The organism is Mycobacterium heidelbergense (assembly GCF_010730745.1).
Taxonomy (GTDB): Bacteria; Actinomycetota; Actinomycetes; order Mycobacteriales; family Mycobacteriaceae; genus Mycobacterium; species Mycobacterium heidelbergense.
The window spans coordinates 179,515-201,468 of the sequence record NZ_AP022615.1; the positions used below are offsets into that span (position 1 = coordinate 179,515).

Here is a 21,954-nt window from a genome sequence, read left to right on the forward strand (position 1 = left end):
CGTTGCCATGCTATCGGGGCCGACCGGCCTCAGGGCTGGCCAGGCTTGAGCCGCACGAACAGCGCGTCGGCTTCGGTCAGCAGGGTGTCGCCGTCGCTCAGCCGCCCGGAGACGAAGATCTTGCGCCCGTCCACCTTGTCGACTCCCGCGTCCAACCGCAATTCCTTTTCGATCGGCACGATGTTGCGGTAGTCGATCTTCAGGTAGGCGGTGCGCTGGTAGGGGCCGCCGGTGAGCACCGCCGACGTCAACCCGAGCACGGTGTCGAACAGCATCCCCAGCGCCCCGCCGTGCACGGCGCCGTTGCGGCCCAAGTGAAACCGGGCGAAGCGCGCCGTGCCGTGGATCCGGCCGTCGTCGCCCTTGCTCGCCGACATCGGCACCGTCAGGACGTTGCCGCGCATCGGCAGGTCCATCCGCCGCCCCGACGGCGACGCCCACTCGTCGGCGTCGAACGGGCTCAGCAACGCCGACACCTTCTCCAGCAGGTCGGCGGCCTCGGTGATCACCTCGTCGGGCGCGTCGACGGCGCGGGCGTGGTCCTGGAGCCTGCGCACGCCGTCGACGAAGCGGCCGTAGTCGGGTCCGCCCTTGGTCGTCGGCTCGGGCGGATTGAACCCGCCGCCGGGATGCTGCTGATTGTCCGCCACCAGGACACCGTATCCAGCCCGCGAGACTGCAACTACCGACGGGTTCACTCGCGAAACGCGTCGTGGAACGCAGTTTCGCGGCGCGACTAGACGGTGGTCTGCGCCCCGGCCGCCGTCAGCGTCTCGAACTCCTCGTCGGTCAGGGTGATCTCGGCGGCGGCGACGTTCTCCTCCAAATGCGCGACGCTGGACGTGCCCGGGATCGGCAGCATCACCGGCGAGCGCTTCAGCAGCCAGGCCAGCGCCAGTTGCGACGGCGTCGCGTTGTGTTCTGCGGCGATGCGCTGCAGCGGGCCGTCGGGGGCGGCCAGCGGCCCGGCGGCCAGCGGGAACCACGGGATGAAGCCGATGCCCCGGCCTGCCGCGGCGTCCAGCAGCGGCTCGGCACCGCGCGCCGACAGGTTGTACATGTTCTGCACCGACACGATCTCGGTGATCTGCTGGGCCGCGTCGAGCTGGTCGACGTCGATCTCGGACAGACCGATGTGGCGGATCTTGCCCTCGTTCTTCAGCGTGAGCAGCTCGCCGACCTGGTCGGCCAGCGGGAAGTCGCGGTCGATGCGGTGCAGCTGGAACAGGTCGATGGTGTCGACGCCGAGGCGGCGCAGGCTCATCTCGCACTCCTGGCGCAGGTAGCTGGGATTGCCCAGCGGGATCCAGACGTCCGGGCCGGTGCGCAGCAGCCCCGCCTTGGTCGCGATCACCAGCCCGTCATAGGGGTGCAGCGCCTCGTGGATGATCTCCTCGGATATGTAGGGGCCGTACGAGTCCGCGGTGTCGATGAAGTTCACGCCGAGTTCGACGGCGCGCCGCAGGACCCGGACGCACTCGGCGCGGTCGGCGGGCGGGCCCCACACGCCCTTGCCGGTTATCCGCATGGCGCCGAAGCCGAGCCGGTTGACGGTCAGGTCGCCGCCGAGGGTGAACGTTCCGGATGCTTGGGCTATCGCTTTGGTCACCTTTTCGACCGTACGCCGCAAACGCGGCCGCGCATCTCGGCGTGGCAAGCTGGGCGGGTGGACCTGGCAGCGCTCGAGGAGCTTCCGCTGACCTACCGGGAGGTGGGGGCCACCGCGGCCGGCGAGCTGCCCGCCGGGTACCACCATCAATATGCCGAGCGCCAGATCGGCACGGGCCAGGAACGTTTCGAGCGGGCCGCCGACGCCGTCATGCGCTGGGGCATGCAGCGCGGGTCGGGGCTGCGCGTGCACGCCAGCTCCGACGTCGCGGAAGTCGACACGGTGCTGGTGGTGCGGATGGGCTTCCTGCCCGCGCCGTGCCGGGTGGTGTACGTCGTCGACGAACCCGACATGCGCGGGTTCGCCTACGGCACCCTGCCGGGCCATCCAGAGTCCGGTGAGGAACGCTTCATCGTGCGCCGCGACCCGACCACCTCCGCGGTCTACGCGGAGGTGTCGGCGTTCTCCCGGCCCGCGACCTGGTGGAGCAAGGCCAGCGGGCCGTTGGTGACGGTGGCCCAGCGCGTCATCGCCGGGCGCTACCTGCGCGCGGTGTGAGTTCTCGGCGGGCGGACCCGCTCGAACCACACCGGCATGCCGCCCACGACGCGCCGAGATTTGCGTTAGCGCGGGAAAGTTCGAGTGGACGGCGCGCTCACGTCGATCTCGATGCGGAAAAACGACCCCGAACCCCGACCGACGAAAGGCCTACCGCCCCCAGCGGGCCAGCAACGCTTCCGCGCCGGCGCACATCCGGTCGATGACCTCCCCCACCGACGCGTCGTCGCGGATCATCCCGACGCCCTGGCCGGCGTCGACGGGGGCGATGCGGCGGTCGTCGGCGGCGAGGGCCGCGGCCAGTTCGTCGCGGGCCGGCGGGTCGAGCGCGTCCTCGCGGCCCGTCCAGCGCGCGACGAAGTCGTTGGCCAGCACGCGCGACGGGAACCGCGCCGGCCAGGGCCGCCCCCTGGCGACGTCGAAGGCCCGGGTGAGGGCCGTGTCGGTGGCCCCGGCGGCGATGAGCGCCCGGCGACTGCCGTCACCGGTCAGCGCCTCCGGGCAGGCCGCCAGGCGGGTGCCCACCCACGCCCCGCTCGCGCCGGCGGCCAGCACGGCGGCCAGGCTCCGCGCCGAGGCGATGCCGCCGCCCGCGAGCACCGGCACGGCGGCGCCGTCCAGGGCATCCAAAACGGTGTCGAGCAACGGCAGCGTCGCGAGCTTGACCTCGCCATGCCCGCCGCCCTCCGACCCGCGCGCGACGAGGATGTCCACGCCCGCGTCGACCGCCCGGTGCGCCCCGACACCGTCGTATACCTGTGTGACGGTGGCGATTCCGGCGTCGTGGGCCTTGCCGACCCACGACCAGTCGGTGCCGAAGCTGACCGACAGCAGGGCCGGCCGGGCGGCCAGCGCGTCGTCCAGCAGTCCCGCCTCGGTGCGCATCACCCAGTCCACCAGGCCGATCCCGAACGTCCCGCGCACGTGCCGCAGCTGGGTCCGCAGCAACTCCCTGCTCCCGTCGCTGCCCATGCCGACCATGCCCAGGCCGCCGGCCGCGCTGACCGCGGCGGCCAGCCGGCCACCGGCGACCCCGCCCATCGGGGCGTTGACGATCGGTACCCGGAGCCCGAAATCCCTTGACCAGGGTGTGGATAGCATCCCGCTACGAGGGAAGGCTCTTCAGCACGGTCAGCATGACCACCGAATCCTCGACCGCGTGCAGGGCGTGCCGTTCGGCCGGAATCGCGACATAGTCGCCGGCCTTGCCCTCCCACGCGTCACCGCCGGTGGTCAGGCGGACGTGCCCGTGCAGCACCTGCAGCGTCGCCTCGCCGGGACTGTCGTGCTCCGAAAGGTCGTGGCCGGCGAGCAAGGCCAGCACGGTCTGCCGGAGCTCGTGGGCGTGACCACCGTGGATGGTGTGCGCCGCGCGCCCGCTGTGCGACCGCCCGGCCTCGGCCAGCTTTTCGGAGGCGAGGCCGGTCAGCGAGATGGATTCCATAGTCGGACCCTTCGGTTGTGAAAGCCGGTTATCAGACGGTCAATAGCAGTATCCCCGCCACGAGCAGGGCGACCACCTTGACCGCCTCGAAGCCGACGTAGACGTAGTGGGCGCGGGAGCGGGGTCCATCCGACCCGGCGAGCACCCGGTCGGAGCGGCGGGTCAGCGCGGGGCGCACCGCGATCAACTGGATGGCGAGCGCGGCGATGGCAACGAAGAACGCCACGGCGATCCGCGTGGGTGTCGGGCCGGCCACCACGATCGCGAGGATGACGAGGGCAAAACCAGCCTCGACGGTGTTGAGCGCGCGGAAGACCAGGCGCCCGATGCCGAGCCCGATCTGCAGGGTCACGTCGGGGGCGCGGAACTTCAGCGGGGCTTCCAGAAACGAGATGGCGAGCACCATGCCGAGCCAGACGAACGTGACGGCGACGGCGACGGCCGGCCCGGCGCTCATCCGGCGGCCCCCACGGGCGTGAGGTGGGCCAGGCACAGATCCGGTTCGACGAACGCGTCGAGCCGATCGACGGAAACCGGCGCCGCCCAGGTCTCGAGGGCCCCCTGCATCAGCCCGAGGTGGATGGGGCAGACGACGGAACTCCGGGTTTCGGCCAGCTCCAGGAACGGGCAGTGCCGCAGGCCGACCTGGTGCTCCCCGTTGGACGTCCGGCGCTCCGGCGCGAACCCCAGGTCGTCGAGCACGCCGACCAGGTGGTCGATCGCCTCGTCGGCGCTCGTGGCGCGCCCCGGCGGCGATTCCTGGCTTGTCTCCAGCGTTCGCCCCCACTCGCGCCCCGCGGCCATCGCCTTGGCGCGCGGATTTCGTTCGGTGGCCAGCGCCATCGTCAAAATCTCGGCGAGCATCCGGTAGTGGCGCGTTCCGCCGCGATCCATCTGGCGGACCGCCTGGAACATCAGCGCCGGGCGCCCCGGACCCTTGCGGCCGGGCTCGACCTGCTCCACCTGGCCGTCGCCGACCAGGCTGTCGAGGTGGAAGCGCACGGTGTTGGGGTGCACGCCCAGCTCCTCGGCGATCGCGACGATGCTCATCGGAGCGGGCGACGACCGCAATAACCGCAGCACCTCGCGGCGGCGGCGACCGGTGGTTTCCTCGACTGACCTAATGCCGCTCACGCTCCTTCAGTCTCGTCGGTTCTCGGCCGGGTGAAGAACGCCTCATTATCGGCCAGGCAGGGCGTCAGCTTCTTGGGCGGGTCGTCTTCGTCGTCGATCGCCTCCACCCGGCGCGCCATGAGTTTACACAATAAATTTTGTAAAAACAAAGACGGCTCCGACGACTGGCGAGCTCGGCGCGCGAGCGGCGCAAGCCGGACAGGCGCCCGGCGATCGTTCGCGGCCCGTGCCGCGCCGGCGGCGGGGCCCGGGCCGAAAAGCGCTGTGCGGCAAGCGGGTCCGAGCCGTCTCGGGCCGGCCGCGTCTTCCGGTGACTTTGGACCCTATCCGCAACGAGCGCGTTACTGAATAATGACCTCGTCTGACGTAACTTGGCTGCGGCGGTTGCGGCTGAACACAAAGGAGTATGACGGTTATGGGTGGCAACCCACCGTTGTTATTGACCGATTCTGACGTAGACGCCCTCGCGCGGGAATTCCTGCGCTCGCGCTACCTCGGTCCCACCTACGCCGGCTGGTCGCCCGATCGCCGCCTCGACACCTTCCTGCGGCGCAGCGGCCTGGCCCGTGTCGCCGACGACGGCGACCTGTCCACCATCGTCCTGGATCGCATCATGGCCCAGGTGAGCGTCGCGCCGCGCAATTAGCTCGCCGGACGGCCCCCGCCAACGGGACCCCGAAGCCTTGCCGCCAAAGAAGTTGTTAGCAAACGGTTTTCGACCGGGTGCCGGCCATTCAACAAATTGGTCGATAAACGAACCGCCGATCTTCATCGACAATATCGTTGGTCTTAATCAACAATTTCGTTGGCGTATACCGACCCGCCCATAAAGTAACTGGCGTGTCCGACCGCTCGAGGCAGGCCGAGTACATGCACGCCTCCCGACGCCGCCGTTCCTCGCCTCACTCGTGTGACAACCGCGAACAAGCGATCCTGGCCACCGCCGAGCGGCTCCTGCGGGAACGGCCGCTGGCCGACTTCTCCGTCGACGACCTAGCAAAAGGCGCGGGCATTTCCCGTCCCACCTTTTACTTCTACTTCCAGTCGAAGAACGCGGTGTTGCTATCGCTGCTCGACCAGATGAACGGCAAGGCCCATGCGGCGCTCAACGCGCTGGGCGGCACGCTGTTTGGGGACCCCGCGACGCTGTGGCGGGCGCGCATCGAGGCGTTCTTCGAGGTGTCCGGCTCTCACCCGGCGGTCGCCGTGGCCGGCGCGGCGGCCAAGGCCACCAATCCCGAGGTCCGCCAGCAATGGTCGACGCTCATGCAACGGTGGATCTCCTCCACCACCGCCGCGATCACGGCGGAGCGCCAGCGCGGCGCCGCTCCCGACACCTACCCGGCCGAGGACCTGTCCGTCGCGCTGAACATGTTGAGCGAGCGGGTGATGGCCGCGACGTTCACCGCCGAGGAGCCGGCGATCCCCGAACACCGGGTGATCGACACGCTGGTCCACATCTGGCTGGCCAGCATCTACCGGGGCGACTCCAGGGTCCTGGCGACCTAGCCCCCGCCGTCGGCTACAGGGCCCGCACCAGCGCCGCGCGGCCCTTCGTGCGCAGCTTGTGCAGCGCCGAGCCGCGGTATTGCTCCATCCTGGCGGCCATCTTGTTGCCCAGCTCCTCCAGCTCGGCGTCGGTGATCTCCACCTCGGGAGGCGCGGGAATCATGTCGCGTTCCTCCTCGTCGGCGTGCGCCTCGAGAACCGTCTTGAAGGAGTTCCACTCGTCCTCGTAGCCCGGCGCGCTCTGCGGCGTCTTGAGCAGCACCGAGAGCTGGTCGATCACCTGGCGATGCTCGGCATGGGCGACGGCGATCAGCTTGCTGGCCGCGCCCAGGGCCGGGTAGTACAGGTCGTCCTCGATGCGGAAATGGATGTCGAGCTCGATCAGCATCTCGTCGAAAAGGCCATGGCGCTCTTCGCTGTTCACCGGCGCCTCGCTGACCTTGCGGCCGAGGCCCTTGATCACGACGTGGTGCTCTTTCAGTACGTCGTAGGCGTTCACTGCGCTTCTCCCTTTCGACCCGCGGCGGGCTCCTCCTCGCCGCGCACTTCGACCATTCCGTCGACCAACCTGGCCTCATACCGGGGCAGCGGGGCCGCCGACGGGCCGCGCAAAACCTCGCCCGACTCGGCGGCGAACCACGATCCGTGCCACGGGCACACGACCCGGCCGCGATCCACCCAGCCGTCGGCCATCGGGGCCGCCAGGTGCGGGCAGAACTCGCCGAACGCCGACACCTCCCCGGGCTTGGTCTGGCACACCACCAGTCCCACGCCGTCGACCTCGACGCGCACCGGCTTTCCGTTCAGCGAGCTGGCGGGCAACACCGCCGTCCACTCCTTGGTGCGCAGCCGCTCACCCGACCGGTCGATTCCGATCCCGGACTCGAAGACCAGGGCCCCGCCGAGGTAACTCCCGCCGAGGGTGATCGCGTAGCCGAGCGCGGTCAGGACGATCCCGCGGCGATGGCGGCCCCGGTGGCGATCCCACCAGGACTGCGCGTAGAGCGCGGTCGCCGCCAGGTTCACCAGCCCATGCACCAGCCCCACCCGGCGGTCCTCCTCATGGGTGTGCTGCCAATCGGTGACGCCGGTGATGGCGGAGCCGACGCTGGCCAGGACCGCCAAGCCGAGGGCGCGGGAGGCGAACCGCGACGCGTCGCGGACCTCGGTGGCCGGCCGGCCCGGCAGCACGCTGAGCGCGTCCAGCGCCACCGTCGTGCCGAGCGCCCCGCTCGTCAGGGAGGCCAGCGGCGGATGGACCGGGTGCCCCAGCCAGACGCCGTGCAGCGCGTTGGTGACGGTGTTGCGCGCGCCGCCCATCGCGTTGTAGCCGAAGCTGAGCAGGTGCTCCAGTCGATAGCTCGGCCGATCCAGCCACTCTTGCCGGCCGATCGCCGAGAGCACTCGCGGTCCGAGTTCGCGCAATCGACCACCGGCACCCCGTGACCGATCAACCATGACGCCGCCCTTCCTCACCTACAGAGCCACACGGCGGTAATCCACGCAAAATCGGCGATTACCCCTGCCTTACCGCGCGCTCACAGGCGCGGCAGGCCTAACGTGACCCACCGTAGCGGCGCCCCCTGGATCCTTAGTTGTGTGCCACCTGTGAATTAGCACAAAGCATTCTTGTAAGAACCTGGCAGTCGGTTTCGTGGCCGCGGGGGAGTGTCGGGCCACCGGAATCGAAATTGCCATTAGTCTCGGCTTCGTGTGCGGGGCTAGTGTGACCGGATACCGCCGATACGTCGCCATCGGTGACAGCCAGACCGAGGGCCTGTGGGACGGCGACGACGCCGTCGGCCTCCTCGGGTTTGCCGACCGGCTCGCCACAGTCATCGACTCCCTCTATCCGGGTTTGCAGTACGCCAACCTGGCGATCCGGGGCAAGCGGATGGGCGACGTGCTCCGCGAGCAAGTGCCGCGGACCCTGGCGATGCGGCCCGACCTGATCACCGTGTGCGCGGGCATGAACGACGTCATCCAGCCGGGACGCTCGTTTGGGCGCGCCCTGATCGACCTCGAACACGTCCACGCCGCGCTGGCCGGATCGGGGGCGACGGTGGTGACGACGACCTTCCCGAACGTCGCACAATTCCTCCCGCTCGGCCGGATCGTGTCGTCGCGGCTCACCCGCATCAACGACGCGATCGCCGCTGCCGCCGCCCGCTACGGGTTCAGGCTGGTCGACCTGTACGGCGCCGCCTCCATGCGCGACGTGGACACGTGGGCCGTCGACCGCGTCCACGCGTCCACCAAGGGCCACATCCTGTTCGCCGCCGCGGCCGCCGAGGCCCTGAATCTGCCTGGCAGCAACCATGATTGGGCCAACGCCAGCGGCGACCCCATGTGGCTGTCATTCCCGTCCGGCGCGTACGAACAGCTGCGCTGGGCCCACGACAGTTTCGTCCCCTGGATCTGGCGCCGCCTGCGCGGACGGTCGTCGGCCGACGGGCGATCGCCCAAACGCCCGCTGCTGGAACCCCTCGGCGCGCCGCGGGAAAGCGACGACGTTGCGGCGCGGTTTGACGACCGGTCGGGCATCCTTGACCCATGAACGTCGAGGCCCTGCTGCAGTCGATCCCGCCGCTCGCGGTCTACCTCGTGGTCGGCGGCGTGGTCGGGATCGAGAGCCTGGGCATTCCCCTTCCCGGCGAGATCGTGCTCGTCAGCGCGGCGCTGATGTCGTCGCACCACGACCTGGCCGTCAATCCGCTCGGCGTCGGCGTCGCGGCGGTGATCGGCGCCATCGTCGGCGACTCGATCGGGTACACGGTCGGGCGCCGGTTCGGCATGCCGCTGTTCGACCGGCTTGGCCGGCGGTTCCCCAAACACTTCGGCCCCGGACACGTCGCCCTGGCCGAAAAGTTGTTCAACCGCTGGGGGGTTCGGGCGGTCTTCTTCGGCCGCTTCATCGCGCTGCTGCGGATCTTCGCCGGCCCGCTCGCCGGGGCCCTGAAGATGCACTACCCGCGCTTCCTGGCCGCCAACGTGTCCGGCGCCATCTGCTGGGCGGGCGGCACCACCGCGCTGGTTTACTTCGCCGGCATGGCCGCCGAACGCTGGCTGGAGCGGTTCTCCTGGATCGGGCTGGTCATCGCGGTCGTGTGCGGGCTGGTCGCCGCGATCCTGTTGCGCGAACGCACCTCGCGGGCGATCGCCGAACTGGAGGCCGAGCACTACCGCAAGGCCGCCGCGGCCGACGTCGCGTGAGGTCCCCGGGCCGGATGGGCTAGCCCGCCGCCTCGCCGACGTCCTCGGGCGCCACCGGGCGGTGCTGTTCGATCAGGGCGCTGGCCATCTTGCGGGCCCGCAGGGCGGCGTCCAGCTCGCCCACGGCCGCGAGAATGATGGCGCCCTTCATCAGGATGTGCCAGGACGAGGCGAAGTCCTCGACGTCGGTCAGCCCCGCCGCGAGGGCGCGGTGACGCACGATGTCGCGGACGTGGTCGATGTGGGCGATGCTGGCCCGCCCAGCCGGGTGATCCGCCCCCAATTCGAGCAGCACGTTGATGAACGAGCAGCCTTCGTAACGGTCGCGGAGCTGAAACCAGTCGTGCATGACGTCGAAGATCGCGAGCAACTGTTCCTCGGGCGTGTTGCCCCGCCGCCGTGACTGCTCCTCGATCAGGCCGTGCGTCCACAGCTCCTCGCGTCGCTGCAGCACGGCCAGCACGAGGTCGTTTTTGGTGGCGAAGTGACGGTAGAGGGTCGCCCTGGCCACGCCGGCCCTCTCGATCACCTCGTCGGTGCCGACCGCGCGGATCCCGCGCCGGCTGAACAGGTCGTACGCCGAGCTCAGGATGCGTTCACGGGCCGACGAAGCCGGCGTCGTGACATCATGGCTTGTCATAGCGAGCCTTACCATACTCTTAAGTGGCCACATGTAGACAGACCGCCCTGTCTCGTTATACAAATGAGATTCGCGATTTGCGAAAGAAGTCGTCTTCAGACAGAAGGACGGGCGTCCATCCCCGGCGTCAGTAGCGCCGGTCGATTAGGGAGTCCACCATGAGTCCGGTAATCGCTGAACCCATGTCCAGCCCGCATTTGACGCTCAGCACGCGGCTCGTCTACGAGCTGGGCGACCCACACAGCACGCTGCGGGCGACCACCGACCGCGACGGCGCGGCGGTGCTCATCAACGCGGGCGGCGAAATCGACGCCTGCAACGAGCACACCTGGCGCCGGCTGGTCGGCGAGGCGGCCAACGTCGTCACTCCGCCGGGGCCCTTCGTGGTCGACGTCACGGGGCTCGATTTCATGGGCTGCTGCGCGTTCGCCGTGCTGGCCGACGAGGCGCGACGGTGTCGACAACGCGGCATCGACGTGCGTCTGGTGAGCCGCGAGCCGATCGTGGCCCGCATCGTCGACGCGTGCGGCCTCAACGGCATGCTGCCCATTTACCCGACCGCGGACGCCGCGCTCGCGATGGCCGCTCGTCACGTCACCGCAAGCAGGCGGTAGAGCCCGACGAGGGCGATCAAAACCATCTGGGAGAGCGGCACTTGCCCTCGGGGCGCTACTCGGGAAGGCCGAAGAGCTTGACGACGCCGTGATCGCGGCCGGCCGTGTAGCCCCCGTCGACGGCGATGGCCTGACCGCTGACGAACGAGGCGTCGGCGGACAGCAGGAACGCCGCCATGGCCGCGACCTCGTCCGGACGGCCGAGCCGTTGCAGCGCATGCTCCTTGGTGATCGAATCCAGCGGACCCTCCATCCCCGGCAGGCCGAAGACGCCCTGGGCCATGGGCGTTTCGATGAAGCCGGGGCAGATGGCGTTCGCCCGGATGCCGCTCGGCCCGTAGTCGAGCGCGATGTTCTTGGTGAGCAGCACGACGCCGCCCTTGGCCGCGTTGTAGGAGCTGCCGCCCGCGGTGCCCTCCAGCCCCTCGATGCTGGCGACGGTCACGATCTAGCCCCGCTCACCGTCGACTCGGGGTTGCTCGATCATCCTGGCCAGGGCCGCCTTGGCCACCAGGAACGTGCCGGTGAGGTTGATCCCGATCACCCGGTCCCATTCGGCGCGATCGAGCAGGTGGACGGGGCCGCCCCCGGCGACGCCGGCCGCGTGGAAGACGCCGTCGAGGCGCTCGGGCACGGCGGCCAGCACCGCGGCGACGGCGGCTTCGTCGGTCACGTCGGCGGTCACGAACCTGAAGTCGGGGCCGAGATCGGGCGGGGCGGCCAGGTCGGCGCCGACGACGCTGCCGCCGTCGGCCAGCAGGCGCTTCGCGGTGGCCAGGCCGATGCCCGACGCCGCACCCGTCACGACGAACGTGCGGGCGCGGGCGGCGTTGACCATGTCAGCCATGGTGGCACACCGCGGATCGGCCTTCCGGCCGCCCGGCCGAATCGAGTGGGCGCCCATGGCTTTGGCCGTGAGCCCACGGCGGCGGATCGGCCGGATTTTCCGCTCTGTGCGCACACGCAAAGCCGCTGGCGCACAATGTGTCCTGGACATCCGCGGGCACGGTGCGACGGGAGAGCCGCGACCGCGCGTCACGGAATGGAACACATCGCACCAGCGGAGGGACTATGACGGCAGCCGACGCCACGGCCGGGACGACGGAGACGCTCGTCGGATTCGTCGAGCGACACGAACGGCGGCGGCCCGACGGCATCGCGATCCGCTTTGGCGACCGGCAGTGGTCGTGGGCGCAGTGGGCGTCGCGGATCCGGCGCGCGGCCGGGGCGCTGCGAGCCGCCGGCGTCGAGCGTGGCCAGTGCGTGGCATTCCTGGACAAGAATCACCCCGCCTGCCTCGAAATCCTCTTCGCCGCCGCCTCGATCGGAGCCGTGACCACGGTCGTCAATTGGCGACTGCGCGGCGCCGAGCTCGTCCACGTGCTCGACGACAGCCGGGCGCGCGTGCTGTTCGTCGGCGACGAGTACGAATCGTTGCTCGACGCGGCCTCGCCCGTGGAAACCGACGCCGGCGTCGACCAGGGCGAGACCGCGCTGGTGATCTACAGTTCCGGCACCACGGGCCGGCCGAAAGGGGTGCTGCTGAGCCAGCGCGCGCTGGCCAATCACGCGGCGAACCTGGCGCCGGCGTTCCCGTTCTCCGAGGGGGACGCGAACCTGGTTGCGATGCCGCTGTTCCACGTCGGCGGGATCGGCTACGCGCTGTTCGGGATCCGGGCGGGGGTGCCGACGATCATGGCCCGCGAACCCGACGCCGCGGCGCTGATCGGGGCGGTGCGGGCCGGCGCGACCCACGCGTTTTTCGTGCCGCCCGTGATCGCCCGGTTCCTGGACGCCGGCGAGGCGGCGAGCGTGACGATCTCGGGCTTGCGCTACATCGTCTACGGGGCCGCCCCCATGCCGTTGCCCCTGCTGCAGCGGGCGCTCGCGACCTGGCCCGACACCAACTTCGTCCAGGTGTACGGGCAAACCGAGCTGTGCGGGGCGGTCACGGCGCTCGGCGACGCCGACCACCGCGATCCGTCGCGGCCCGAGTTGCGGCTGTCGGCCGGAAAGGCGGTGCTGGGCACCGAGATTCGGGTCGTCGACCCCGAGACGGGCACGCGGCGTCCCGCCGGTGAGCCGGGCGAGATTTGGGTGCGCAGCAATCAGAACATGAGCGGCTACCTGAACCGGCCGGAGGCGACCGCCGAGACGATCACCGCCGACGACTGGGTCCGCACCGGCGACGTCGGGCGCCTCGACGCCGACGACTACGTCTACATCGAGGACCGGCTGAAGGACATGATCATCACCGGCGGCGAGAACGTGTATGGGCCCGAGGTGGAAAGCGTGCTGATCGAGCATCCCGCCGTCGCCGACGCCGCGGTCATCGGTGTGCCCGACGACTACTGGGGCGAGTCCGTCAAGGCGATCGTCGTCGCCGCCACCGAGGTCGACGCGAAAGACATCATCGAATTCTGCCGCCGGCATCTGGCCGGCTACAAATGCCCGCGGACCGTGGATTTCGTGCCGTCACTCCCCCGCAACCCGAGCGGAAAGATACTGAAAACCGCCCTGCGCGAACCCTATTGGCGAAACCGCGCGCGTAAGGTCTAAGGACCTACAGGCGCCCCTCGACGCGCAGTTGCGGGTGCACCCAGTCGGGCGAGCGCCGCTCCTTGAACGCGCGGAAGCCCTCCCTGGCCTCGGCGTCGGACAGGCTGGCGGTCATGCCGATGCGGTCATAGAGGCCGAGGTAGCCGTCGATGCTGGACTTGATGACGCCGCGGGCGCGGGGCGCGGTCCGGCAGGCCTGCGCCAGTGCGTCTTTCGCCGCGGTGAGCAGGCTGTCGTGGGGCACCACACGGGTGACCAAACCCCAGTCGAGGGCCTCGGCCGCGGTCAGCACCCGGCCGGTGAACATGAGGTCGCGGGTGCGCACCGGCCCGATCAGGCGGGCGAGCATCTGGCTGTAGTAGGTGTCGGCGTAGCCGCGGAACAGCTCGGGCACCCGGAAGGTCGCCCGCTCGCTCACCACGGACAGGTCGCTGCACAACGCGATCTGCATGCCGCCGCCCTGGCACAGCCCATTGACCGCGGAGACCACGGGCTTGGCCGAGGTCCGCACCGCGTCGAACGGCGTGACGTCCATGCCCAGCGCCGAGCCGAAGGTGATCCAGTCGTCGGCGCCTCCCCCGCCGCCCATGTCGCCCCCGGGCGCGAAGACGTCGCCGGTTCCGGTGATCAGCAGTCCGGCCAGATCCGGATCCTCGTTGAGACGTCCTACTGCGCAACGGATTCCGAAGTACATCGCGGGCGTCATGGCGTTTTGCACGTCCGGGCGGTCGATGGTGCACACCGCGATCGGTCCCTGGCGCTCGAGCCTCAGGTACGGGGTGCCGAGCCAATCGCCTTCGGGTGGGCGCGGGCCGCTGTGCGGTGTCGCCTCGTGATTGCCTGCCATCATTCACCGTCCTTGAGTCAGCGCTGCTGGATTTCGTTGGCGATGTCGACCGGAACTATCGAGCCGTCGGTCCGGTGGTCGGACGTGTCGCGGCATTCGCCGTCGACGTCGACCCACGCGTGGCCCTTGAGTGGGATTCCCGCGGGCGGACGCGGGGGCACCGTGAGGATGATGTTGACGCCGCCCTTGCGCAGGGTGGGCGAGTGGGATGTGAAGTCGGAGTCGGTGCTCCAACCGTCGGCGACGAGCGCCTTGATCACCGCTTGAGGATCGGCGGGTCCATTGTGCGGGACCCCGGCCACCCAGAACGAGACCTTCGCGGCCCCGCGAAATGGCGGCTCTCCCTGATCGTTACACGATTCGTAACTGAACGTCGCCTCGGTCACCTGGCCATGCACGGCGTTGACGATGTCGCGGGCGGCGTCGACGACCTGGGCGCGGGCCTGTTGCGGCGAGATCGGGTGGCGCACCTCAGCACACCCGGACAGCGCCAGGCCGACGCTCACCGCCGCCGCGGCGATCCGTAACGACAGGTTCCACACTCGTCACTTCCTTTCACCGTCGCGATGGCGCTAGCCGGCCGGTCCGCTGTGAACGTGGCCGGCGGTCCCCAGCCGCAGGGCTTCGGGGTCAAACCATTCACCCACACCGTATGCACCGCGATGGCTCGCGGTCATGCCGTCGTGTTGCAGGGCATCGCCATGGCTGGAGACCACGTCGGAGATGCTGAACAACGACTCCGAGCCCTTGTCGAAGTAGTGGGAGTGGTCGTAGATGGGATTCGCGGTGTACTCGGGGTTTTCGGCCCTGAACCGGGTGGAGCCGTAGCCCTCCACGGCGGGGTCGTCGCCGAGCCCCGCGAGGCTCGGACCGATCAGGCCGGGCCCCCTCACCTGACCGGGTGACCAGGTGACCGCGTCACCCGAGGCCGCCCCGACGAAAAGGTGCCCACCGGGCGACAGATGGAAGTCGGCCGCCGAATGCGCCAAATCGGTGCCCGGCGAGCCGACCAGCACCACGTCGTCGGTGCGCATCCCATACGCCGCCGACGCGTCCGACACGACGGTCGATCCGTAGGAGTGGCCGACCACCGTCATGTGCGTCGGGGCGCCGTCGTGGGTGACCGCCAACGCGTTCACGTCGGCGGCCAACAACTGGCCACCGGTGCGCGCCATGTTCGGCTCCCACAGGCCCGGGTCGTGCCAGGTGTTGGGGGCGTCGTAGCCCACCCACATCACCACCGCGGTCTCCTTGCCCCAATCGGCGCGGGCGGACTCCTCGTACAGGCGCACGCCGTCGGGGTTGGCCAGCGTGCCCTCCCGCACGCCCGACCCCAGCCCCTTCACCAGCACCGCGGTGTTGGCCGCCGTGTCGGGGTTACCGATCGCGATGGCCGCGGCCCCCTCGCCGCCGAACGCCTCGGGCTCGTACCTCAGCAAAAACACGGGCGGGTGGTTGTCAGGCCACTTGTCGACGGCCTGCGCGGACTTGGCCAGGCCGTCCCGGGCGCGGCAGGCGTTGGTGTAGCGGGTGACCGCCGAGGCGGACAGCCCGTACTTGCCGGGATCGCTCAGCACGTCGTTGACGGACACGCCGCTCCGCTGGGCGAGGTCCTCCACGCGATGAAGGTCGTCGTTCATCACGGCCCTGTTGACCTCGCCGCGAGCGTCGACCGGAATGCCGTTGAGGTTCCCCAACTCCGGGGGATGGCTGGCGATCAGTTGCCGTTGTTGCTCCGGGCTCAGCGTCTTCCACCACCGGTTGACGTCCTCAGTGCTGGCCCCCGGCGACGGAAGCTGAACCGGCTCTTGGGGTTTCGGCGGCGATTCCGGCGCGTCCAGCGCCTGGATGGCCGCCGGGTCGTAGCCGTCGGTGCGCAGCGTGGTCAGCGACGTGTTCAGGTAGCCGGAGTAGCCGGCGCGTATCGACCGCAGCTGGCCCAGCGCTGATTTGGCGTCCCGGATGGCGTCGTCTTCGCAGGTCCGGATGAGCGCGTCGAGCGCCGATCTGTCGTCCGCGCCGAGGTGGCCGTTCTTCTCCAGTTGCACCGCCTGGCCGATTTCGTTGTCGAGTTGCTGCAGTTGACTTTCCAGGGTCGAGATCAGCCCCGCGCCGGTGCGTTGCGCCTCCGCCAGGGCGGCCGCGATGTTCTCCAGGTCGACGCCGATCTTGGGCAGCTGCAACGACTGCGCGCCCAGCGCTTGGGTCGTCCGCCGCACTTCGGCGGAGTCATTGATCGGGTGCTCGCCGTTCTCGTGATTCCACGACGCCGCAAAGCGGCGACGGGCCTCCTCGAAGGCCGCGCCGGACTCGGCGGTGCAGCGACCCGCGGCATGAAATGCCTCGGCGAGATCGGAAATCTGCGCCGGGCGTCCGGATTGCAGGCTTTCGTTGATCGCCCAGGGGTCGCCGCCGGCTTCGGCGATCAGCGCCGGGATGCTTATGTAGCGCAGCTGCATCGCTTCGCCCGCGGCCTCGCGCCGACGCGCCCAGGGGCCAGCAATGCAATATCGGCGAGCATCGCTACCCCTTCCCCAAGGCCAGTGATAACGCTACTACCGCGTATCTCGGCACACAGCTCAGAGGCGACCGCAAAGAAGGCTATTGCCGCTGCGAAGTGATCCTGTCGGTGCGGTAACCGGAAAAGATTGCGGGACAAACCCGTTCGCGCTGGCCAGGCAGGACCAGCTGGACCAGCAAGCGGTCGTTGAGTCGCCGGTTCTGAGACTGACGGCGGACCGATTCGACGCGAACCGCGGGCCCGACACGGTGCACCATCGGGCTGTCACGTATAACGATGACCCGACGGGGCGCCGTGCTCACGGCTCGCCTAACAGCCGGTACGCTGCGTCCGCCACACGACGGCCAGCCCCAAGCAGCGGTGGTCACCTGGCCGAGCAGCTACAAGCCGGACGATGGTCGGCAACTCAGGATCACGGTAGTGATAAGACAAGATCCATTTGCCGACAAAACAGGATAAGTAGACCGACAAATCAGGATTATATGATCGACAAAACAGGAGTACCATCTCGACCGTGATGTTAGATGGTGCTGGTCACGAGCTGATTGAGCGGCACATGTTAGAACAGTTGCGGGAGGTTGCAGAGTACACCCGTGTCGTACTCATCAATGGTCCACGGCAGGCTGGTAAGACGACACTGCTCGAACAGCTACACGCCGAGCTAGATGGGTGGCTGCGTTCGTTGGATGTTGACGTCGAGCGCGCGTCCGCGCGAGCCGATCCCGAGGGGTATGTCATGTCCGCGCCGCGCCCGACGTTCCTGGACGAGGTCCAGCGCGCCGGGGATCCGTTGATCCTGGCGATCAAGATGGTGACCGATCGTGACCGCCAGCCCGGACAGTTCTTTCTGTCGGGGTCGACCCGATTCCTGACGGTACCGACATTGTCGGAGTCACTAGCCGGGCGGGTCGCAATCCTTGACCTGTGGCCGCTGTCTGTTGCCGAGCGAGCAGGTGTTCGGCCGGAGATCATTGCGCAACTGCTCACCGAACCCCAAGCGGTCCTGGGCATCGAGGCCGCGCCCGTCACGCGGCATGAGTATCTGCAGCTGGCCTGCACCGGTGGCTTTCCGGAAGTGGTACAGCGGCCCGCGGGTCGCGCTCGCAGCCGGTGGTTCTCGGACTATCTACGCACGGTGACGCAGCGCGACGTGCGTGAGCTGAAGCAAATCGAGCATCTGGAGCGCCTGCCTCGGTTCATGCGCTACCTCGCCGCTATCACCGCGCAGGAGTTGAACGTAGCCGAAGCGGCGCGGGTCATGGGGGTCGACGCGGGGACGATCCGCTCGGATCTCGCGTTGTTCGAGACGGTCTATTTGGTGCATCGCCTGACGGCCTGGTCTCAGAATCTGACCGCGAAGATCAAAAAGCGGTCCAAGATCCACGTCGTCGACAGTGGTTTCGCGGCCTGGTTACGCGGGCAAAGCGTCGACTCTCTGGCCAGGCCAACCGCGGAGGGCGCGGGCCCGATCATGGAAACGTTCGTGATCAACGAGCTGATGAAGCTACGTGCGGCGGCCGATATCGAGGTTGACTTGTATCACTTTCGCGACCGAGACGGACGAGAAATCGACTGCATCCTCCAGACACCAGACGGTCGCGTCGTGGGTGTCGAGGTCAAAGCCTCGGCAACAGTGAACATCCACGACTTCCGACACCTGTCATTCGCGCGCGATCGACTCGGCGACCAGTTCATCACCGGCGTTGTCTTCTACACCGGTACCCGCGCACTGCCGTTCGGCGACCGGTTAATGGCCCTACCCATCAACCTTCTCTGGAACGGACAACCCGTCTCTGGCCTGTAGTCGCATACCCAATTGCCTTACGGCAAAGGCAGGTTGGAACGTCCGCCACCAAATGTCGCGGGGTAAGGGTCCACGGATCGGAGTCGGACAGCGACTCGCGGACATGATCGGTCCCCACCTTGCCGAGGTTCCAGTAACGTCGTAGCCACTTCGCCGCGTCGTGATCGTCGCTGCCGCTTGCCGGCCACCACAATCCTGGGATCGAACATGCAGCCGCGCCGCCATCGAATGCGCAAGCCGGCCCGCCCTGACTCCGCGCGACAGTGGGTTCGCTCCGGAGCCCGGGCCGCCGTGCGGGCGTATGCCAAGCGGTATGGCGTCGACCGCTACACCGCGCACGACGAACTCACCGCAATCGGGTTTCCACTGCCGGCCAGCGCGGGGAAATGGGCGCAGCGACCACCACCCCCTGTGCCGCGCAAACGTCCCCGGCGCGCTGATGAGGTCGACGACGCTACCCTGACTGGGTCTGGGTGGGTGACCGTCGGATGTTTGTCGTCGGCCGTTGGTTGAGCTCCTGCGGCCCGCGTATCTCGCACTTGGGTGCGGCGATCTAGAAGAATACGCTGCACGCCAAGACCTGACTCGACGTTTCTGGTCCTCCGCACCGGTGGGCCGCATGTCGGGTGCAGTGCGGTTCCTCCGAAGGACCTTCCGCCAGCCGAGCGGAAGATCGAGCTGCGGCGGATTTTTAGCGGATTAATGCAATCGCCAGCGATGGCCGGCCCCGCCAAAGTTACTGACCTGCGCGTGACGTGCAAGGTGTCGGTGGTCCCGGCTGGGATCGAACCAGCGACCTTCCGCGTGTGAAGCGGACGCTCTTCCACTGAGCCACGGGACCGGCGCCGAGAGGCGAACGAGGTCGAAGACTAGCACGAGGCGGGCGTCCCAGGACGGGCCGCATGCGCCGCAACAGGGCACGCGCTAGCCTAGAGCCGCAACTCATCAAGAGATTTGTGCGCGCCCGTTCACGTGGACTATCGTCGTCCTTCGCACCGGGCGACGATCTCGTCCGTTGCGCGCGGATGTAGCGCAGTTGGTAGCGCATCACCTTGCCAAGGTGAGGGTCGCGGGTTCGAATCCCGTCATCCGCTCGAAGGTGCAAGTGGCATCAATCCCAGCGGTGGAGTGGCCGAGTGGTGAGGCAACGGCCTGCAAAGCCGTGCACACGGGTTCGATTCCCGTCTCCACCTCCAGTTTTGAACCCCCAGCGCGATTAGCTCAGCGGGAGAGCGCTTCCCTGACACGGAAGAGGTCACTGGTTCAATCCCAGTATCGCGCACTGCATTTCTGCCTCCACAGGGAGGCGCTGCCCATCCAAGCAAGCACACCACGAGGGCGGCGGCATTTGCTGCCGCATGAACAGGCCCGGCTGCCTCCATCACATTAGCCGCGGGCCGCCGCGTCTTCCAGGAGATCGGCTGCCTTGGCGAGGCTTTCGGCGGATTTGGTCATTCGCGCGGCAACCTCACGGGCCGAAGCGACGCACCGCGGAGCCAGGACGGAGCCCAGGTCCGCGGCCAGCGATTCCGGGGTGGTCGCCACCAACTGACGCCCGAAGCCGACTCCCAGCCGCTCGACGGCGGCCGCCCACATCGGCTGATCGAGCCAGAGCCAAAGGACCAGCGTGGGGATCCCCGCCCGCAGGCCCGCGGCAGTCGCGCCCGCTCCCCCGTGGTGGACCACAGCGCGGCACGCGGGAAGGACCGCGGCATGGTTCACCGCCTCCACGACCTTGACGTGGTCGAGATGCGGAATCGTGGTGAAATCATTGGGACCGCTGCACACCAGCGCCCGCACGCCCAACTGCGCACAGGCCGCTCCGATCATGGCGACCGTGTCAGCGGGAGACGAGATCGGTGTGCTGCCCAGGCCGAAGCAGATCGGCGGCTCCCCCGCGGCGATCCACGACAACACCTCGTCGTCGACACCCGTGGGCGACTCGAGCGTCAGCGCGCCGACGAAGGGCCGTCGGCCATTCGATTCCACCCAGTGGCCGGCCGGCCCGGGCAAGCAGATCTCGTCGTAGGCCTGAATCTCCAACGCGCCCGGTTGCGACGAGGACTCGGCCGCCTCCGGCAAACCGAGCGCACGGCGCTGGGCGTTGGCGACCCCCGCTGTCGTCGCCGAATAGAGCAGCCCGGTCGACAGGATCCGCGCCGGGAAGAAGTGCAGAGCGGCCAGCGGAATGCCGTGATACTCCGCGACATTGGCGGCGAGCTTCTGCTCGTTGATGCCCGCCACGAGCAGGTCGGCACCCTGTGCCAGCGACGTCAGCGTGGCGCTTTTGTCCATCCAGGTCCGGGTCAGATGCTCCACGGCTTCGGGCAACGCGCCGATCGGGTTTCGAACGTTGCGAACGAATTCCTGGGCCGCGTCTATCCGCTCCCGCGTGTCCGGTCCGTAGGCGACCGCGGCAAGCCCGGCCGACTCGACGAAACCGAGCTTGTCGGGCGGGACCGCCATGCGCACGTCGTGGCCCCGGCGCCGCAGCTCCCGGCCCACAGCGGCGCACGGCTCGACATCGCCCCGACTTCCGTAGCCGGCCAGGACGAATTTCATCGGCGGAATCGCTCACGCAGTTGCGGGTCGGTCTCCCACCACAGTCCTGACGGCGCGGCGCTTTCACCCTCGGCCGCTTCCGCCGCGTCCAACTCGGCGTCGACCTGGACCGCCTGTGCCCTCTCGTCGCGGGACAGCGCCCGCATCAACAACAGCACGAACGGCCACCCGACGACGTCCCCGAGGATCCATAGGACCCCGGCGCCGATCGTCTGATCGAGCCGCTGATCCGGGCCCCACGATCGGTGCAACGCCGCGTAATACGCGGCGCCTATCAACGAACCCTGCCAGATGACCAGCCACAGGACGCCGTCGCCGAGGGCCTCGGCGACGGTGATCAGCAGCGAGATCAGCTGCGGGTACTTGCGGGGAACGGGGTCCGCTTGCAGCCGGGCGTAGAAATAGCCGAAACCCAGCGCTACCAACAGGATTCGAGTGGGCGCGCCGATCCATTCGCTGTCCAGGGACGCGGTGTACCAGGGCGTCAGGTAGAGCAGCCACGGCGTGCCGAGCATCGCCAGCGACGTGGTCGACGGGTGCGCGAACACCCGGGCGACCCGGGTCGCCAACACCCGGTCGATGCGATCGCGCCCGGTGGGGCCCAGCGCGTCGCGGGCGGCGGTGAGCGGCCTGCCCTGCGCGAGGAAGAACGGCACGACGTACAGCAGCAGCAACACCTGCAGTGCCCGCACCCAAAACAGGGCGTAGGCGTACGCGCCGATCGCGCTTGCCGTGGCCAGGGCCCACACCGCGATGCCCACCGCGAAGCACCAGGCCTGCGCGGGTCCGACCGGTTGCTCGGCGTTTCGGCCGCGCCGGTAGCACCAGGCGTACGCGGCGGCCGCCAGCACGATCGCCGCCGCGGAGACCAGGTCCAGATGCCACGTCCGGACCGCGGCGGCCCCGGTCAGCGGTCCCGGATCGACGGGCATGACAAAGG

Annotated in this window: 23 protein-coding genes, 4 tRNA genes and 1 pseudogene; 11 read left to right on the top strand and 17 right to left on the bottom strand. The window is 68.8% G+C overall.

Annotated elements, in window-relative coordinates; all coding sequences use genetic code 11:
• Positions 1 to 29 precede the first annotated feature (29 nt).
• Positions 30 to 653, bottom strand: a complete 624-nt coding sequence (locus tag G6N25_RS00825) for a PaaI family thioesterase (protein WP_083072852.1) — start codon at positions 651 to 653, stop codon at positions 30 to 32.
• Between the two features lie 83 nt (positions 654 to 736).
• Positions 737 to 1,597, bottom strand: coding sequence for an aldo/keto reductase (locus G6N25_RS00830; protein ID WP_083072854.1), 861 nt, complete (start codon positions 1,595 to 1,597; stop codon positions 737 to 739).
• A gap of 69 nt (positions 1,598 to 1,666) precedes the next feature.
• On the opposite strand from G6N25_RS00830, the gene G6N25_RS00835 reads away from it, so the two are divergent.
• On the top strand, positions 1,667 to 2,167 hold the full coding sequence (locus tag G6N25_RS00835; protein WP_083072628.1) for a DUF1990 family protein: 501 nt from the start codon (positions 1,667 to 1,669) through the stop codon (positions 2,165 to 2,167).
• 150 nt (positions 2,168 to 2,317) lie between these two features.
• Here G6N25_RS00835 and G6N25_RS00840 read toward each other — a convergent pair whose 3' ends face one another.
• The 5 genes from G6N25_RS00840 to G6N25_RS24065 are packed head-to-tail and all read right to left on the bottom strand — an operon-like array spanning position 2,318 to position 4,864.
• Complete coding sequence (locus tag G6N25_RS00840) at positions 2,318 to 3,268, bottom strand: NAD(P)H-dependent flavin oxidoreductase (RefSeq protein WP_083072629.1); 951 nt, start codon at positions 3,266 to 3,268, stop codon at positions 2,318 to 2,320.
• Positions 3,269 to 3,272: 4 nt separating this feature from the next.
• A complete protein-coding gene (locus tag G6N25_RS00845; RefSeq protein ID WP_083072630.1) occupies positions 3,273 to 3,611 on the bottom strand; it encodes a cupin domain-containing protein in 339 nt (112 codons plus the stop codon).
• Positions 3,612 to 3,642: 31 nt separating this feature from the next.
• Positions 3,643 to 4,068, bottom strand: coding sequence for a hypothetical protein (locus G6N25_RS00850; RefSeq protein ID WP_083072631.1), 426 nt, complete (start codon positions 4,066 to 4,068; stop codon positions 3,643 to 3,645).
• Positions 4,065 to 4,745 (bottom strand): helix-turn-helix transcriptional regulator, encoded by a 681-nt coding sequence (locus tag G6N25_RS00855; RefSeq protein WP_232065669.1) that lies wholly within the window; start codon positions 4,743 to 4,745, stop codon positions 4,065 to 4,067. Before G6N25_RS00855 ends, G6N25_RS00850 begins: the two co-directional genes overlap by 4 nt.
• Positions 4,742 to 4,864: a hypothetical protein gene (locus G6N25_RS24065; protein WP_264055767.1), complete on the bottom strand. Its 123-nt coding sequence runs from the start codon at positions 4,862 to 4,864 to the stop codon at positions 4,742 to 4,744. The genes G6N25_RS00855 and G6N25_RS24065 overlap by 4 nt, the downstream gene beginning before the upstream one ends.
• A 320-nt stretch (positions 4,865 to 5,184) precedes the next feature.
• On the opposite strand from G6N25_RS24065, the gene G6N25_RS00860 reads away from it, so the two are divergent.
• Together G6N25_RS00860 and G6N25_RS00865 are read left to right on the top strand one after the other, a co-directional pair.
• Complete coding sequence (locus tag G6N25_RS00860) at positions 5,185 to 5,391, top strand: hypothetical protein (protein ID WP_179961695.1); 207 nt, start codon at positions 5,185 to 5,187, stop codon at positions 5,389 to 5,391.
• Between the two features lie 224 nt (positions 5,392 to 5,615).
• Entirely contained in the window at positions 5,616 to 6,254 is a 639-nt protein-coding gene (locus G6N25_RS00865; RefSeq protein WP_179961696.1) for a TetR/AcrR family transcriptional regulator, read from the top strand.
• 13 nt (positions 6,255 to 6,267) lie between these two features.
• Here the strand turns inward: G6N25_RS00865 and G6N25_RS00870 are convergent, their stop codons facing one another.
• Both G6N25_RS00870 and G6N25_RS00875 read right to left on the bottom strand, forming a co-directional pair.
• Positions 6,268 to 6,753, bottom strand: a complete 486-nt coding sequence (locus tag G6N25_RS00870) for a hemerythrin domain-containing protein (RefSeq protein WP_083072635.1) — start codon at positions 6,751 to 6,753, stop codon at positions 6,268 to 6,270.
• Positions 6,750 to 7,712, bottom strand: a complete 963-nt coding sequence (locus G6N25_RS00875) for a Rieske 2Fe-2S domain-containing protein (protein WP_083072636.1) — start codon at positions 7,710 to 7,712, stop codon at positions 6,750 to 6,752. The genes G6N25_RS00870 and G6N25_RS00875 overlap by 4 nt, the downstream gene beginning before the upstream one ends.
• 253 nt (positions 7,713 to 7,965) lie before the next feature.
• Between G6N25_RS00875 and G6N25_RS00880 the strand changes: the two genes are divergently transcribed.
• Both G6N25_RS00880 and G6N25_RS00885 read left to right on the top strand, forming a co-directional pair.
• Positions 7,966 to 8,811 (top strand): SGNH/GDSL hydrolase family protein, encoded by an 846-nt coding sequence (locus G6N25_RS00880; RefSeq protein ID WP_083072637.1) that lies wholly within the window; start codon positions 7,966 to 7,968, stop codon positions 8,809 to 8,811.
• A complete protein-coding gene (locus G6N25_RS00885; RefSeq protein ID WP_083072638.1) occupies positions 8,808 to 9,467 on the top strand; it encodes a DedA family protein in 660 nt (219 codons plus the stop codon). The genes G6N25_RS00880 and G6N25_RS00885 overlap by 4 nt, the downstream gene beginning before the upstream one ends.
• A gap of 19 nt (positions 9,468 to 9,486) precedes the next feature.
• Here the strand turns inward: G6N25_RS00885 and G6N25_RS00890 are convergent, their stop codons facing one another.
• On the bottom strand, positions 9,487 to 10,107 hold the full coding sequence (locus G6N25_RS00890; protein WP_083072639.1) for a TetR/AcrR family transcriptional regulator: 621 nt from the start codon (positions 10,105 to 10,107) through the stop codon (positions 9,487 to 9,489).
• A gap of 158 nt (positions 10,108 to 10,265) precedes the next feature.
• Here G6N25_RS00890 and G6N25_RS00895 point away from each other — a divergent pair, with 158 nt between their 5' ends.
• Positions 10,266 to 10,721 carry an anti-sigma factor antagonist gene (locus G6N25_RS00895; protein ID WP_083072640.1) on the top strand — a complete coding sequence of 152 codons (456 nt, stop codon included), beginning with the start codon at positions 10,266 to 10,268 and terminating at the stop codon, positions 10,719 to 10,721.
• Positions 10,722 to 10,776: 55 nt separating this feature from the next.
• Here G6N25_RS00895 and G6N25_RS00900 read toward each other — a convergent pair.
• A pseudogene (locus tag G6N25_RS00900) lies at positions 10,777 to 11,568 on the bottom strand (SDR family NAD(P)-dependent oxidoreductase).
• Positions 11,569 to 11,792: 224 nt separating this feature from the next.
• On the opposite strand from G6N25_RS00900, the gene G6N25_RS00905 reads away from it, so the two are divergent.
• Positions 11,793 to 13,280, top strand: a complete 1,488-nt coding sequence (locus G6N25_RS00905) for an AMP-binding protein (protein WP_083072641.1) — start codon at positions 11,793 to 11,795, stop codon at positions 13,278 to 13,280.
• A 4-nt stretch (positions 13,281 to 13,284) separates the two neighbouring features.
• Here the strand turns inward: G6N25_RS00905 and G6N25_RS00910 are convergent, their stop codons facing one another.
• From G6N25_RS00910 to G6N25_RS00920, 3 genes are read right to left on the bottom strand one after another with little or no spacing between them, the layout of a single operon-like run.
• A complete protein-coding gene (locus G6N25_RS00910) occupies positions 13,285 to 14,127 on the bottom strand; it encodes an enoyl-CoA hydratase/isomerase family protein (protein ID WP_083072856.1) in 843 nt (280 codons plus the stop codon).
• 17 nt (positions 14,128 to 14,144) lie between these two features.
• On the bottom strand, positions 14,145 to 14,669 hold the full coding sequence (locus G6N25_RS00915; RefSeq protein ID WP_179961638.1) for a hypothetical protein: 525 nt from the start codon (positions 14,667 to 14,669) through the stop codon (positions 14,145 to 14,147).
• 30 nt (positions 14,670 to 14,699) lie between these two features.
• Complete coding sequence (locus G6N25_RS00920; protein WP_083072642.1) at positions 14,700 to 16,586, bottom strand: putative alpha/beta hydrolase; 1,887 nt, start codon at positions 16,584 to 16,586, stop codon at positions 14,700 to 14,702.
• Between the two features lie 576 nt (positions 16,587 to 17,162).
• Here G6N25_RS00920 and G6N25_RS00925 point away from each other — a divergent pair.
• Positions 17,163 to 18,452 carry an ATP-binding protein gene (locus tag G6N25_RS00925; RefSeq protein WP_083072643.1) on the top strand — a complete coding sequence of 430 codons (1,290 nt, stop codon included), beginning with the start codon at positions 17,163 to 17,165 and terminating at the stop codon, positions 18,450 to 18,452.
• A 769-nt stretch (positions 18,453 to 19,221) separates the two neighbouring features.
• On the opposite strand, the gene G6N25_RS00930 is transcribed toward G6N25_RS00925, so the two are convergent.
• Positions 19,222 to 19,293 (bottom strand) — tRNA-Val (locus G6N25_RS00930).
• 180 nt (positions 19,294 to 19,473) lie between these two features.
• On the opposite strand from G6N25_RS00930, the gene G6N25_RS00935 reads away from it, so the two are divergent.
• The 3 genes from G6N25_RS00935 (at position 19,474) to G6N25_RS00945 (ending at position 19,734) form a co-directional block, all read left to right on the top strand.
• Positions 19,474 to 19,546, top strand: a tRNA-Gly gene (locus tag G6N25_RS00935).
• A 28-nt stretch (positions 19,547 to 19,574) separates the two neighbouring features.
• A tRNA-Cys gene (locus tag G6N25_RS00940) sits at positions 19,575 to 19,648 on the top strand.
• A gap of 14 nt (positions 19,649 to 19,662) precedes the next feature.
• A tRNA-Val gene (locus G6N25_RS00945) sits at positions 19,663 to 19,734 on the top strand.
• A gap of 104 nt (positions 19,735 to 19,838) precedes the next feature.
• Here G6N25_RS00945 and G6N25_RS00950 read toward each other — a convergent pair.
• Positions 19,839 to 21,014, bottom strand: a complete 1,176-nt coding sequence (locus G6N25_RS00950; protein WP_083072644.1) for a glycosyltransferase — start codon at positions 21,012 to 21,014, stop codon at positions 19,839 to 19,841.
• Positions 21,011 to 21,946 (bottom strand): cytochrome c oxidase assembly protein, encoded by a 936-nt coding sequence (locus G6N25_RS00955; protein ID WP_083072645.1) that lies wholly within the window; start codon positions 21,944 to 21,946, stop codon positions 21,011 to 21,013. Before G6N25_RS00955 ends, G6N25_RS00950 begins: the two co-directional genes overlap by 4 nt.
• Positions 21,947 to 21,954 lie beyond the last annotated feature (8 nt).

What these genes read in the sequence shown, in the direction of transcription:
- G6N25_RS00950 (WP_083072644.1), bottom strand. Translation starts at nt 21,014, where the DNA reads ATGAAATTCGTCCTGGCCGGCTACGGAAGTCGGGGCGATGTCGAGCCG.
- G6N25_RS00840 (WP_083072629.1), bottom strand. Translation starts at nt 3,268, where the DNA reads ATGCTATCCACACCCTGGTCAAGGGATTTCGGGCTCCGGGTACCGATC.
- G6N25_RS00845 (WP_083072630.1), bottom strand. Translation starts at nt 3,611, where the DNA reads ATGGAATCCATCTCGCTGACCGGCCTCGCCTCCGAAAAGCTGGCCGAG.
- G6N25_RS00885 (WP_083072638.1), top strand. Translation starts at nt 8,808, where the DNA reads ATGAACGTCGAGGCCCTGCTGCAGTCGATCCCGCCGCTCGCGGTCTAC.
- G6N25_RS00865 (WP_179961696.1), top strand. Translation starts at nt 5,616, where the DNA reads ATGCACGCCTCCCGACGCCGCCGTTCCTCGCCTCACTCGTGTGACAAC.
- G6N25_RS00920 (WP_083072642.1), bottom strand. Translation starts at nt 16,586, where the DNA reads ATGCAGCTGCGCTACATAAGCATCCCGGCGCTGATCGCCGAAGCCGGC.
- G6N25_RS00875 (WP_083072636.1), bottom strand. Translation starts at nt 7,712, where the DNA reads ATGGTTGATCGGTCACGGGGTGCCGGTGGTCGATTGCGCGAACTCGGA.
- G6N25_RS00895 (WP_083072640.1), top strand. Translation starts at nt 10,266, where the DNA reads ATGAGTCCGGTAATCGCTGAACCCATGTCCAGCCCGCATTTGACGCTC.
- G6N25_RS00955 (WP_083072645.1), bottom strand. Translation starts at nt 21,946, where the DNA reads ATGCCCGTCGATCCGGGACCGCTGACCGGGGCCGCCGCGGTCCGGACG.
- G6N25_RS00890 (WP_083072639.1), bottom strand. Translation starts at nt 10,107, where the DNA reads ATGACAAGCCATGATGTCACGACGCCGGCTTCGTCGGCCCGTGAACGC.
- G6N25_RS00850 (WP_083072631.1), bottom strand. Translation starts at nt 4,068, where the DNA reads ATGAGCGCCGGGCCGGCCGTCGCCGTCGCCGTCACGTTCGTCTGGCTC.
- G6N25_RS00905 (WP_083072641.1), top strand. Translation starts at nt 11,793, where the DNA reads ATGACGGCAGCCGACGCCACGGCCGGGACGACGGAGACGCTCGTCGGA.
- G6N25_RS24065 (WP_264055767.1), bottom strand. Translation starts at nt 4,864, where the DNA reads ATGGCGCGCCGGGTGGAGGCGATCGACGACGAAGACGACCCGCCCAAG.
- G6N25_RS00910 (WP_083072856.1), bottom strand. Translation starts at nt 14,127, where the DNA reads ATGGCAGGCAATCACGAGGCGACACCGCACAGCGGCCCGCGCCCACCC.